This is a genomic window from Flagellimonas lutimaris (assembly GCF_003581615.1).
GTDB classification, from domain to species: Bacteria; Bacteroidota; Bacteroidia; order Flavobacteriales; family Flavobacteriaceae; genus Flagellimonas; species Flagellimonas lutimaris.
The window spans coordinates 372,820-386,928 of record NZ_QXFH01000070.1 but is presented as its reverse complement, the minus strand read 5'-3'; the positions used below and the strand labels follow the sequence as shown (position 1 = coordinate 386,928).

General features: G+C 40.6%; 9 protein-coding genes. 2 read left to right on the top strand and 7 right to left on the bottom strand.

Going from position 1 to position 14,109, the window contains the following annotated elements:
* Positions 1–13: 13 nt before the first annotated feature.
* The 6 genes from D2V08_RS06150 to D2V08_RS06120 form a co-directional block, all read right to left on the bottom strand.
* On the bottom strand, positions 14–538 hold the full coding sequence (locus D2V08_RS06150) for a hypothetical protein (RefSeq protein ID WP_147374072.1): 525 nt from the start codon (positions 536–538) through the stop codon (positions 14–16).
* A 542-nt stretch (positions 539–1,080) separates the two neighbouring features.
* Positions 1,081–2,706 carry a S41 family peptidase gene (locus D2V08_RS06140; RefSeq protein WP_119607174.1) on the bottom strand — a complete coding sequence of 542 codons (1,626 nt, stop codon included), beginning with the start codon at positions 2,704–2,706 and terminating at the stop codon, positions 1,081–1,083.
* Positions 2,690–3,133: a ribonuclease P protein component gene (gene rnpA, locus D2V08_RS06135; protein WP_119607173.1), complete on the bottom strand. Its 444-nt coding sequence runs from the start codon at positions 3,131–3,133 to the stop codon at positions 2,690–2,692. Before rnpA ends, D2V08_RS06140 begins: the two co-directional genes overlap by 17 nt.
* Before the next feature lie 109 nt (positions 3,134–3,242).
* Positions 3,243–5,087 (bottom strand): M1 family metallopeptidase, encoded by a 1,845-nt coding sequence (locus D2V08_RS06130; protein WP_119607172.1) that lies wholly within the window; start codon positions 5,085–5,087, stop codon positions 3,243–3,245.
* A gap of 3 nt (positions 5,088–5,090) precedes the next feature.
* Positions 5,091–6,740, bottom strand: coding sequence for a S8 family peptidase (locus D2V08_RS06125; protein ID WP_119607171.1), 1,650 nt, complete (start codon positions 6,738–6,740; stop codon positions 5,091–5,093).
* A gap of 27 nt (positions 6,741–6,767) precedes the next feature.
* Positions 6,768–7,634 carry an MBL fold metallo-hydrolase gene (locus tag D2V08_RS06120; RefSeq protein ID WP_119607170.1) on the bottom strand — a complete coding sequence of 289 codons (867 nt, stop codon included), beginning with the start codon at positions 7,632–7,634 and terminating at the stop codon, positions 6,768–6,770.
* Positions 7,635–7,854: 220 nt separating this feature from the next.
* Between D2V08_RS06120 and D2V08_RS06115 the strand changes: the two genes are divergently transcribed.
* Positions 7,855–9,696 (top strand): cation:proton antiporter, encoded by a 1,842-nt coding sequence (locus D2V08_RS06115; protein WP_119607169.1) that lies wholly within the window; start codon positions 7,855–7,857, stop codon positions 9,694–9,696.
* On the opposite strand, the gene lepA is transcribed toward D2V08_RS06115, so the two are convergent.
* Positions 9,693–11,489, bottom strand: coding sequence for a translation elongation factor 4 (gene lepA, locus D2V08_RS06110; protein WP_119607728.1), 1,797 nt, complete (start codon positions 11,487–11,489; stop codon positions 9,693–9,695). The genes D2V08_RS06115 and lepA overlap by 4 nt on opposite strands.
* A 152-nt stretch (positions 11,490–11,641) precedes the next feature.
* Here lepA and D2V08_RS06105 point away from each other — a divergent pair, with 152 nt between their 5' ends.
* Entirely contained in the window at positions 11,642–14,062 is a 2,421-nt protein-coding gene (locus tag D2V08_RS06105; protein WP_119607168.1) for a TonB-dependent receptor, read from the top strand.
* Positions 14,063–14,109: the final 47 nt, after the last annotated feature.

Here is a 14,109-nt window from a genome sequence, read left to right as displayed (position 1 = left end):
TTTAATTCTAAATTCACACATTGAAGACGGTTTGATAAAAAGAGAATATAAAAACGGCCGAAAAAATGAAGACGACCACCATAAATTTTATATTAAGAAAGCGGTTGAATTCCATAGACTCCAGGTTTTCGGTAATTCGGGAAATTGAAGGGTCGTTGGGGAGATACATAATTTCCAATTGTTCGGTTTCTTGTGGTGATTGATCTTTTTCAATAACTTTTTTATCATCCCCTTCGACTCTGTTTTTACCATAAGCTTCAAATGTATAATTGAACTGTACCACAGGATTATTTTTGATAAACGTTCCTGTGTTCCTGCATCCCGAAATCGTTGCTGTTGCCCCAATACCGTAATACAATAGATTCCAGTTTTGCCCCATTGTTTTACCGGTGACCAAAACACCGATTTTTTGTGAAAGCAGATAAAGAAAAGCAGTAATACCAATAAATAGTAGTCCTATTTGCCAGGTGTTCGATGATTTAAAAACATGCTCGTATCTGTCCGGCTCCGAAAAAATCCTTCCAAAAATTTCGCCCATGATAATATAGCAACCCGTAACATATAGGATGGTTTTTAAGCTACATATAATTACAAACATAAAAGAGAAGCGACACATCTTTTGCGAAAGAAATACTGGGTCCTTGGGTTTTCTTGCAATGTTTAGCCCCATTGGGATAGTTTTGTCTGGCTGGAATCTATTTAACTGAGGCTTGCTGTCCCAAACCCTTATTTTTCTGTGGATATGATGTCCAGAAAAGTTTTCGAATAAAACCAACAGTTCTACTAATGGTTTTTTCCTTTTTTTATGGTGGTCACGCAAATAATGGAAGCATCCTTTATAGTGATGGAGCCACTATTTCGGTTTTTTAAAATACAAAAGGACCTGGAAAAACAATTGTACATTAAATTGTAAAGCCAAAACAAAAGAATAAACCCGACTAAAATCAAGGTAAGTATCATGTAGGTCATGAACAATATTTTCCTTAAGGTAGCTCCAAAATACTGTCCCTGTTTGAAAAACTTGACGGTTACACGACATGAATTGATAGATGCCCTAAATGGGTTGTTGTAATGCTTTCGTTATTTTAAAATACTTGAGTACTTATTGTTATCGGCAAGCAATTCTTTTGCGGTGAGAATGGCATCATCGTGGTTTAGGTAGTATTTATAAAGACCTTCCCGGTAAAAATATCTGGTTATGATTTCGTCTTCCAGATTCTTTTGGATTTCCTTTTGGAAATTATCTAAGGCAGTTATTTTTCCCCTATTCACAGCAAGAAGCAGGTCTTTGTACTTTTCCTGTACTTCGGCCCCCAATAAGGTATCATCACCATTGACAGACTCCTCTAGTAGTTTTTCTGTTTTGGTTTGGTAGGAGAAGTTTTGCTCTTTGGCGTACGATTTAAACAATGCATAATCAGCATCGGAAAAATTAAAGTTTTCTACTGAATCAAAACTGTGATCGTAGAAATACTCCGTTGCAAAATCAAAAACAATATTATTGGCTTCCAAAGCGTCAATAAGGGAGTTGGTTTTTAAAGATTCTATGGTAACATCCGGCATTACGCCACCCCCGTCCCAAACTTTTCGGCCATTTTTTGTGGTGAACTCATTAAAATTGGTGTTGCGAACGGCATTTCCTTCAGCATCTCTGTTCCAATAGTCCAATGACTGTATGCATCGTCCAGAAGGAGTATAATATCTAGAAATAGTGACCTTTAATTGTGTTCCATAAGTAAGTTTAAGGGGTCGTTGTACCAATCCTTTGCCAAAACTTCGGGCTCCAACAATTACGGCCCGATCCAAATCTTGTAGGCCACCGGAAACTATTTCACTTGCCGACGCACTTTTTCCATCAACTAAAACAACTAATGGAATCTCTTCGTCCTCGGGTTTGTTTTTGGTTCTGTATTCTTGATTGAACTTTTTTACCTTGGATCTTGTCGTTACGATTAATTCTCCCTTGGGCACAAATAGGTTGGTAACATTTATGGCTTCGGACAACAATCCCCCGGGGTTTCCTCTTAAGTCCAAAACCAACCTTTCTGCGCCTTGACCTTTAAGGTCCTGCATGGCTAATTTTGTCTGCTTGGAAGCCTTCCTATTGAAACGGGACAACACAATATATCCTGTTTTGTCGTCAATCATATCGTAAAACGGAACAGCATCCACCTCGACACCCTGGCGAGTAATTGTGGCAGTTTTGGTTTCTCCTTGTCTTAAAAAGGTAACCTCTACTGTGGAGTTGTTGGCTCCTTTGAGGAGCTCTCCAGCATTATCGTCGAAGTCGGCAACCAAGGTTTCGCCAATTTTAATAATCTCATCTCCAGCCTTTAGCCCTGCTTTATCCGCGGCATAACCTTGGTAGGGCTCAACAACCACCAACTTATTTTCATAAGAACGAACCAGGGCTCCAATACCTGAATATTCTCCAGAATTGTTGATTTTGAAAGATTCAACGTCCTGTTCGTTCAAGAACTGGGTATAGGGGTCTAATTCGCCCAACATGTTTTTTATGGCCGAATCCATCAACTCTGCAGGATTGGTCTCGTCCACATAGTTCATGTTGAGTTCCTTAAAAAGGGTAGTAAAGATTTCTATTTGTTTGGCAATCTCAAAAAAGTCGCTTTTAAAACTACTGGCCCCGATCAAAACGGCAAGCGCCAAAATGGGAATTAAAACCTGCTTTTTAATCAATCTTTTCATGGAATTCTTTTTTTACAAAGGCCTCTAACAGTTTTTTCATGGCCGCATCAACTTCATTAAAACTTGGGGCCTTCTTGCCAAGGTATAAAAATATGAACGCAAAGTTTCCCTCAATGTTGTTAAAAATGAAGGGCTTATTTAGTCTGTAGGCTTCCCTCAAAAGTCGCTTTATCCGGTTACGGTCCACAGCGGTTTTAAATCTTTTCTTGGGAGCGACCACGGCAACTTTTATGGGGAACTCTTCTTTGGAATTGGTGCTGAGGTAGATAAGTTTAATGGGAAACTCTCGTAAATTTTTGCCTTCGGTAAAAAGCGCTTCGAACACCTTTTTGTTGGTAAGCTTTTCTTTTTTGGGAAAGGCAATGTCCCCTTGAGGAGACTTTAGGGGTTCATCTGTCTTATTTGAATTGGTGTTTTCTTCCAGCATTTTCGCGACAGTTCCTTTTAATGGGTAAATTACTTAAATAAATCTTATATAGAATAAGAAAGGGTGGCACAATTGGCCACCCTTAAAATTTTTATAAAGAAAGAGGCGCCTATTCCTCTGCCTGATATACGTTGTTTTCCCCATCTACATCGGCCATTAATTGTGATGGGTCGATCATAATGGCCTGAACGTTATCCAAAGGCATGTCCAATGTAAACTCATACGTTGGGTAAGCCCATGGCCAATCTTTCAAAACAGTACGTTCTAGGTTGGGGTAAGGGTTATCTTTTTCTCCATACATCATGCGCAGTGGCACATAATAGGTTTCTTGTGTTCCATCTTTACCTACTACCAAAATATCCAAAGGCATTGGCATTTCGCCAATTCTTTCCATGCTTACTTTAGTTTTGTCCCCATCCGCTTCAACACTTTTAATACCGTAATCAATCGTGTTGGTTGTTTGTGTCCAATCGGTCAAATACCAGTTAAGTTCCATTCCAGATACTTTCTCTGCTGTTCTTTTGATGTCGTTCGGTACTGGGTGCTTAAACTTGAAGTCCTCAAAATATTTTTGAATGGTTTCCATCAATTTATCCTGTCCGATTACATAACCAAGTTGCGAAAGAAATATTGATCCTTTGCTGTAAGCTGCAACCCCATAAGCAAAGTTTGTGGTGTATCTGTCAGCATGAGTGGATTGTGGCATCTCCAAACCAGAGTTTACCAAGGCATAGTAGCCTCGGTACGACCCTTCGAAGGGGTTTTGCTTGTTCTGCTCCATAATTTGGTTCATGCACAAACTGCTGATAAAGGAAGTAAACCCTTCATCCATCCATTCGTGCTCCGATTCATTGGTGGCCAAAACATGCTGAAACCAAGAGTGAGCCATTTCATGTACCATTACACCTACCAAGCTTCCGAATTCACGATTTCCAGTAACCAGCGTACTCATAGCATACTCCATTCCACCATCTCCTCCTTGAACAACGGAATATTGCTCGTAAGGATATTTGCCAACATTGTTGCTAAAAAACGTCATTGCCTCTGCCGTTTTTGGCTGAAGGTTTTTCCAGTTTTCATTGAATTCTGGATTGTCTTTGTAGAAAAAATGAAGCGTAGGCCCATTTTCCATCACATAAGTATCATGAATATATTCTGGGTCGGCAGCCCACATAAAATCGTGTACATTAGGGGCTTTAAAATGCCAGGTAAGGGTTTTTCCCTTGGTTTTTACTTTGGTCCCGGGAGTTTCATAACCATGACCAATTTCTTGTGGATTTTGAAGATAGCCAGTGCCTCCTACGGTGTAATCCTTGTCCAATGTAATTTTGACATCAAAATCTCCCCATACGCCATGAAATTCACGAGCGATGTATGGGTTGGGGTGCCATCCTTCAAAATCATATTCTGAAAGTTTAGGATACCATTGGCTCATGGAAAGCGCCACATTTTCTTTGCTGTTTCTTCCAGAACGTCTTATTTGTAAAGGGACTTGACCTTCAAAGGTCATTTCTAATGTGGTTTTTCCACCGGCCGGAATAGGTTTGTCCAAATCTACCACAAGAATGGTTCCCTCTTCTTTAAAAGAAACTGGTCGTCCATCCTGAGTAAGGGATTTAGCATGCAAGTACCCCATTTCACTTTCTGAAAGTGAGGCAATCCTACTTTCTCCGTTTTCCACCATCCTTTTATCGGGATCTTTGATGTTTTGGAGTCTAATATCCATTTCACTACCGGGCTGAAAAGCATTGTAAAACAAATGATAGAAAACACGATTCAAATCATCTGGAGAGTTGTTGGTGTAGACTAATTTTTGGGTACCGGTGTACTGATATGTTTTCACATCCATTTGCACATCCATGGTATAATCCACGTGCTGTTGCCAGCTACTTGAGTTTTGTGCACTTAAAAAAAGAGTGGCCCCGAAAAAGGCTAATAAAAAGGAACGCTTCATATGTTATTTTGAATTTTTTTCTAAGGTCATTTTACCGTTTGAAATGTTGTTTGCCAAAATTAAGGCATTATATGCATTGACCATTTTACCAGACTTAGAAATTTTGTCGAAAGTGGTGGCCTTGGTCTGATCACCGGCCACAATTACAGATGCTTTTGTTCTTAATCCAGATTGCATGATGATGTTTTTTACCTGTGATGCGGATAAATCTGGATGAAAAGATCGAATCAATGCGGCTACACCGGCTACCGCAGGAGCAGCCATCGAAGTTCCTCCTTGAAATTCATAATCATTGTCCGGCATGGTAGAGTAAATTTCGGCACCGGGAGCGAATACGTCAACCCGTTGATTTCCATAATTGGAAAAAGAGGCCACCATTTCAGAGCCATAGTTGCTGGAAAGTGCACCAACGGTAATCATATTGTCTACAAACTCTCGATCTTCATCCATGTCATCGTTTGGATAATTTCTGTTTTCAGGGTCTTCCAAGTCTTCACCATCGTTGCCTGCAGCGTGAACAATAAGAACATCTTTGGAGGCAGCATATTTTATAGCGTCATAAACCCATTCTGCTTTAGGCGAAAAGGACTTTCCAAAACTACAGTTGATGATAGATGCGCCATTATCTACTGCATAGCGAATGCCAAGCGCAATATCTTTATCGTACTCGTCTCCATTGGGAACCGCCCTAATACTCATTATTTCAACATTATTGGCAACACCATCAACTCCAACACCATTGTTCCTAGTTGCCGCGATAATTCCAGCTACGTGGGTTCCGTGGCTTTCGGTATCCACTTGGTTTTTGGGATTTCCGTTTCCATAAGGAACATCGGTAATATCATAAGGGTCGTCACCTACAGGAGCTCGACCGTTAAAATCTTTGTTGAGGTTATAATTGGCTTGTTCGGAAAAATACTTGATTCCTTCCTCCAATTCTTCCAAAACCTCTGGAATACTGTCACCATAAGTGAACATCTGTGTCAATACAGCGACACTTTGTTCCATTTGGGCAGTTTTTGGTTCAATGGAAAGCAAATCTTTTTTAGTGTAGTCTTCTTTGCCCAATTCGGTTTTAACCAATTGGTCCGCCCCTTTTACTACCTGAAATATTTGTTCGTACTGTTGCTTGTTCTGAACCGCTTCAGGATATTCCTTGTCCAGTAAAAGCCTAGCTTCAGCCCTCTCAGAAGCATCTCCGATATTCAAGCGAAGCATGCGAACATATTCCAATTGCTCATTGTAGGAATCTCCTAAAAAGTTGTAGCCATGAACATCATCCAAATAACCATTGCCATCATCATCTTTTCCATTATTTGGGACTTCATCAGTATTGGTCCAAAGTACACCCTGTAAGTCTTCGTGTTCTAAATCCATACCCGAATCCAAAACGGCCACCACAACCGTTTTCCCCCTTTTGTTTTTTATGATTTCGTTGTAGGCCTTGTCAACGCTCATACCAGGAATAGTGTCTGTAACAAGATCAAGATGTCCCCAATGTTTTTTCTCGGCATCGGTAAGCTCGGCGATTTTTAAAGGAACGGCATCAATGTTCTCAACCGGTGTTGAAACCAACGCAGTGGAACCACAACCCATTAAAAACAGGGCAGCGGAAATGGATAGGAATGATAGTTTGTTATATGTGCGATTCATAAATTGTATTTGTAAAGGTGAGGGGTTTTATTGTGATTTAAATAGTTCGTTATATGTAAACAATTCGTTCAATCGAACTCCTTTCTCGGTTTGTTTCAGAGAGCAGATTTGATTGTGGGCATCGTGCTCGAACAGCAGCAACCAATCGTTTTCCACAGCTTTATTTAAGAACGACTGTTTTTCTTTTAAGGTCAATAATGGGCGAGTATCATACCCCATAACATAAGGAAGGGGAATATGACCTACGGTCGCAATAAGGTCGGCCACAAAAACCAAGGTTTTTCCCTTGTATTTTAAATGGGGAAGCATTTGTTTATCGGTATGTCCATCCACAAAGTGGATGCCAAAACCGAGTTCGGATTTTTCCAGAAAGGAACCTTCCTTTCGGTTCACAAAATGCAACTGACCACTTTCTTCCATAGGCAAAAGATTCTCCTTTAAGAAAGAAGCTTTTTCTCGTGCATTGGGCTTTGTTGCCCATTCCCAATGGTCCTTGTTCGTCCAGAACTTGGCATTCTTGAAGGCGGGCTCATAACCAGTTCGGTCCTTGTTCCACTGAATGCTGCCCCCACAATGATCAAAATGCAAATGGGTCAAAAAAACATCCGTAATATCATCACGGTGGAACCCGGCATTTTTCAAAGATCTGTCCAAGGTGTGGTCGCCCCAGAGATAGTAGTAGCTAAAAAATTTTTCGGATTGTTTGTTGCCCAGGCCATTATCGATTAAAATAAGCCTATCGCCATCTTCGATTAAAAGGCAGCGCGCGGCCAGATCAATCATATTGTTGCCATCCGCAGGGTTGGTTCTATTCCAAATGGACTTGGGCACCACGCCGAACATGGCGCCACCATCTAACTTAAAATTACCGGTTTCTATAGGATAAATTGTCATTCTGAAAGTAAAATGGCATGCAAAATAAGAAAAGCACCATCCAAATGGAGAAAAAAAGAGGATATATTGGCCGTATTTTAACAAAATCGGGTTAAGTACTTGTTTGTGGCACAAAGTTTCCTCATAATATGTGATATGGAGGACCAACAAAAACATTTGGAGCTTCTGTGAAGAACGATTATCTAAAAGAAAAACATTAAATTTCCACAAAACTTAGACCATGCTCGAACTTGCTGGAATTATAATTCTTGGCATTATTGCACAATGGGTGGCTTGGCGGTTTAAATTGCCGGCTATTTTACCCTTGATATTGATTGGTTTGCTGGTGGGCCCAATCGCAACACTGTATACAGAAGATGGATCAAAAATTATTGAACCCATCTGGAATGGAGAAAAAGGCTTGTTCCCCGGGGAAGGGCTTTATTATTTTGTGTCACTGGCCATTAGCGTCATCCTTTTTGAAGGAGGGCTTACCCTTAAAAGGGCCGAAATATCGAATGTAGGACCGGTAATATCTAAGCTGATAACCATAGGTACGATTGTTACATTTTTTGGAGCAGGTGTGTCAGCCCATTATATTTTTGGGCTTTCTTGGCAAATTTCTTTCCTGTTTTCTGCCTTGATAATTGTTACGGGTCCAACTGTTATTACTCCTATTTTGAGAAATATCCCCCTAAAAAAGGACGTTTCGGCGGTTTTAAAATGGGAAGGAATCCTGATTGACCCAATCGGGGCCTTGGTTGCTGTATTGGTATTCGAATTTATCAGCGTTGGGGAGGGACAAGCATTTACACAAACTGCTCTTGTCGAGTTTGGTAAAATTATTCTGTTTGGAACCACTTTTGGTTTCACCTTTGCTCATGCGTTGGCATTTGCCATTAAAAAGGATTTTATTCCGCATTATTTATTGAACGTAGTTTCCTTGTCCACCGTGCTTTTGGTTTATGTGGAGTCTGACCTTTTTGCCCATGAATCTGGCTTATTGGCCGTTGTGGTAATGGGCATGGTGTTGGGAAATATGAAGCTACCCAACATAAAGGAGCTGCTTTATTTTAAGGAGTCGCTCAGTGTATTGCTGATTTCCATATTATTTATCCTCTTGGCTGCTAATATCAATATTAGCGATATGGAGCTAATTTATAATTGGAGAACGCTCGCTCTTTTTGCGGTGATTGTTTTTATAATCAGGCCATTGGGGGTATTCCTGAGCTCTCAGGGATCCAATTTAAAATTCAAGGAAAAGCTTTTTATTGGCTGGGTAGGTCCACGTGGTATAGTTGCCGCAGGTATTGCCTCACTTTTTGGTTCTAAGTTGATGTTACGCGGAGAACCGGGCGCAGAATATATTACCCCCCTGGTTTTTATGATTGTTTTGGGTACGGTGTTATTAAATGCCACCACGGCACGTTTGTTTGCTAAGCTTGTGGGCGTGTTCTTGACAAAGTCAGAAGGTATTTTGATAATCGGCGCATCCAAACTGTCCAGACTTATTGGAAATTATTTAAGAAAGAACAACAGGCATGTAGTACTGATAGACAATAACCAAAACAATGTGGAAAAAGCGAAAAAACTGGGCCTTGAAGCCATTACAGCCAATATTTTTTCGGATACACTTACCGACAACATTGAGTTGAACGATATGGGTTATTTAATGGCCCTGACAGGAAACTCCGACATTAATAAGTTTGCCATTAATAAGTTTCAGAAGCAATTCGGAGAAAACGGAGCGTTTAGATTAGTAAACACCGAAGAGGTAAATGACCCAGAGAATAACCCCAAAGAAGGGCTCTTTTCCCACACAGACGATTTTATCCAGCTTATGGACACGGTACGCAAGCATCCTACCATTCACGAGATAGATTTAGAGGATAAAGAGCATTACGATAGACTCATTGACATTACTTATAAAGAACATGATATTGTACCGTTGTTTACCAAGTCCCCAAATGGAAGCATAGATATTATTCCCGCCAACAGTAAGGACTTTACCCCCAAGGGCGATGGGTTTAAATTGGTTTATCTAGGTAAAATATTGGAAACGGATAAAGAAAATAAGGACTAATCGTTCAGCTTCAAAACGGCCATAAAAGCCTGTTGTGGAATTTCCACGTTCCCCACTTGGCGCATCCGTTTTTTACCCTTTTTCTGCTTTTCCAATAACTTACGCTTACGGGAAATATCACCACCGTAACATTTGGCGGTAACATCTTTTCGCAATGCTTTAATGGTCTCTCTAGAAATAATCTTGGAACCAATGGCGGCTTGAATTGGAATATCGAACTGCTGTCTTGGAATCAGCTCTTTCAATTTCTCGCACATCTTTTTCCCAATGTGATAGGCATTGTCAAAGTGTACCAAGGCAGAAAGGGCATCAACGGGTTGTGCGTTCAACAAAATATCAACACGCACCAGTTTTGATGGCCGCATCCCAATAGGAGAATAATCAAAAGAGGCATACCCTTTGGAAACGGTTTTCAAACGATCGTAAAAATCAAAAACGATTTCCGCCAAAGGCATATCAAAAATGAGCTCAACACGCTCGGTGGTCAAATACGTCTGGTTAACTATTTGTCCTCTCTTTTCAATACAAAGAGACATTACGTTGCCGACAAAATCAGCCTTTGTAATGATAGTTGCTTTGATATATGGTTCTTCAACCCTATCAATAGTAGATGGATCCGGCAAATCGGTAGGATTGTTGACTATAATAGGGTCTATATCACCTTTGGTGGTATAAGCGTGGTAGCTCACGTTGGGTACCGTGGTAATCACGGTCATATCAAACTCACGCTCCAAGCGCTCTTGGATAATCTCCATATGAAGCATTCCCAAGAATCCACATCGAAAACCAAAACCTAGGGCGGCACTACTTTCAGGTGTAAATACCAAGGAAGCATCATTCAACTGTAACTTTTCCATGGAAGAGCGTAAATCCTCAAAGTCTTCAGTATCTACAGGGTAAATACCTGCAAAAACCATAGGTTTTACATCTTCAAAACCTCCAATGGGATTTTTGGTTGGGTCTGCGGAATCGGTAATGGTATCACCAACTTTTACTTCACGGGCATCTTTAATTCCAGTGATCAAATAGCCCACATCGCCTGTAGAAATTTTATTTTTGGGATGTTGGGTCAATTTTAAAGTACCAATTTCATCCGCGAAATAAGACTTCCCTGTGGCAACAAATTTTATTTTTTGTCCTTTTTTGATTTCACCGTTTACTACCCTAAAATAGGTTTCAACACCTCTAAACGGATTATAAACCGAATCAAAAACAAGGGCTTGGAGTGACTCGTCTGGATTGCCTTTTGGGGCGGGAACACGTTCAATAATTGCGGTAAGAATCTCTTCGATTCCGACACCTGTTTTAGCACTTGCTTGGATTACCTCTTCGGGCTTACAACCCAAGAGGTCAACAATATCGTCAGTAACTTCTTCTGGGTTCGCACTCGGCAAATCAACTTTGTTGAGCACCGGAATAATTTCCAAATCGTTTTCCAGGGCCAAATATAGATTGGATATGGTCTGGGCCTGAATGCTCTGTGCGGCATCAACCACCAAAAGAGCACCTTCACAGGCTGCAATGGAACGGGATACCTCATATGAAAAATCTACGTGTCCAGGAGTATCAATCAAGTTGAGCACATATTTTTCACCATTATGAACGTAGTCCATTTGGATGGCATGACTCTTAATGGTGATTCCTCGTTCGCGCTCCAAGTCCATGTTGTCCAACAACTGGTCCTGTTTTTCGCGTTCGGTAACCGAGCCTGTAAAATCCAACAATCGGTCTGCCAAGGTGCTTTTACCGTGGTCTATATGCGCAATGATGCAAAAATTCCTGATCTTCTCCATATCAACAATAACATACCCTAAAAAAGGGACATAATCAACTGCAAATATAATTGTTTTAAATGCCCGCAAATGGTTTTTTCTAAATAAGAAAAACAAGCACCTATTCCGCTCAAAAATAATTTCTTAGATTTGAGGTTCAACCCAAACCTCGAATGAAGAACCTCACCTCTATTTTTTTATTGGTGCTTTTTACAATATGTGGCGCGTATGCCCAAACCTTTACGATTACCGGAAAGGTTGTGGACGAACAGAATAAGATTATTCCCTTTGCCAATATTTTGCTTCTTCAGGCAACTGACTCCACTTTTGTCCAAGGAACCTCGGCAAACGAGGAAGGCTTTTTTGAGCTTTCTGAAGTAGAACCCAATCTATATTTGTTACAGGCAAGTTATGTTGGCAGAGGCTCAGAACCCAGAGCTTTGGATATCGCTACAGATGTCTCTTTGGGCGCATTGATTATCCCTTTGGAAAACAACGAATTGGACGAGGTTGTGGTTACGGCCCAGCGGCCCAAGCTTCAACGACTACCGGACAGACTGGTCTTTTCGGTGGAAAACACCGTGGTTTCCCAGGGAACCTCATGGGATATCCTGAAAAGTACGCCTGGGGTTATTGTAAATCAGGACGCTCTAATGATTCGCGGTCAAAATGCTACGGTCTATCTTAATGATAGAAAGGTGCAGTTATCTGGTCAAGAAGTTCAGGATTTGTTGCAGGGACTTTCGGGCACCAACATAAAATCCGTAGAAGTGATTGCCAATCCACCGGCTAGCTATGATGCCGAAGGAGGCCCCATTTTAAATATCATTACCAGTAAAAATATTGTTCCAGGATATAAAGGAAGCGTAAACGGGTCATTCACCCAAGCTGTTTTTCCAAAATTCAGTTTAGGAACCAGTCATTATTACAAAACGGACAAGCTTAATTTGTTTGCGAACTATACCATCAACCCCAAAAAAGAGATCAACAAAACCAAAAAGGGCATCAATTTCATGGATGATGCCAATACTGTTTTCTCGGTTTGGGACACGGATTACAATCAAACGGATAGGTCACAATCTCAAAATGCAAGCTTTATATTGGATTATGATTTTGATGACCAAAACAGCTTGAACCTGACATCAAACCTACTTTTCAATCTAGACCAAGGGCAGGAGACCCTTTTGGACAACGAAATGAGGAATGCACAGGCACAGTTGGATTCTACGTTTACCTCGCAAAACAATGCCAATATGGATAATACCAATCTGGCTTTTGACCTGACTTATGTGCATAAATTAAAAAAAGAGGGAGCCCAAATTCGCGCCAATGGCCACTACACCTATTTTAATGGGGAAATGTTCCAGCGCCTATCATCCAATTATTTTGATGCAGATGGTACGTTTTTGAGGGATTTTGGATTTGATACCGATTCGGACCAAGAAATTAAAATTTTTACAGGACAATTGGATTATTCAACTCCAATTGGAAACGCTTCTTTTGAATCTGGAGCAAAGATGTCATCGATTACCTCCGAAAACAATATGGCCTTTTTCAATTTTAACGGATCCAGCAATACCGTGGATGCGTCCCAGTCGGACAGGTATATTTATGATGAGGATGTGTACGCCGCATATATGAGTTTTGTAAAAAATTGGGAAAAATGGTCCATGAAGTTGGGTGTTCGCGGAGAGTTGACAAAGGCAGAAGGACGTTCGTTGACGTTGGACGAGGTTAATACCCAAGACTTTTTTGAGCCGTTCCCATCGGTCTATTTGCTTTATTCGCCATCGGACAAGCATAGCTTTTCTTTTGACTATGGAAGAAACATTAATCGACCTAAGTACAATGACCTGAATCCTTTTCGGTTTTTTTACAACGAAAACGATTATGAAGAGGGAAATCCCGGGTTAAAACCCAATTTCAGCAACAGCTTTAACTTCAACTATACACTCAACAGCGAATATTTTTTCGATGTCTACTACAGAGACAATGGCAGTAACATTGCCTATTTGGTGTTTCAGGACAACAATAACCAAACCTTGGTTGAGCTAAAACAGAATGTGCTAGATAGTAAATCCTATGGGTTGGACTTTACCATGAGCAAATCCATTTTGCCTCCTTGGTATATGTATGCTTACACATCGATTTTTCACGAGGAAGAGACTTTTTTGGCTGAAGAAAGCGGAAATGTGCCCTATACCAATGAGGTTAACGGTGTCTATGCCTATGTGGGCAATTATTTAACCTTGTCTAGCGATGGAACCTTCACAGGAGAGGTTGCCGCCACCTATGTCTCTAAATTCTTGTTTGGCTCTTATGTGTCCGACGAACAGTTTAATTTGACGATTGGTTTGCGAAAGACTTTGTTCGACAACAAGATAACTTTATCGCTTGCTGCGGAGGATATTTTGGAGCAGTATGTGCCTACTTATCGTTCTCAGTATCTCAACCAGGACAACTTTTACCGCAGACGCCCTGAAACGCAGTTTCTCCGCTTTGGTTTTACCTATAATTTTGGAAATTTCCGATTAGAGGATAACCAGCGTGGAATTGATAAAAAAGAGCGCGAAAGACTAGAATCGCAAGACTAGCTTTTAGGTTACGGCCTATTTTGTACTTTTGCAGTCCAAAAAACTAT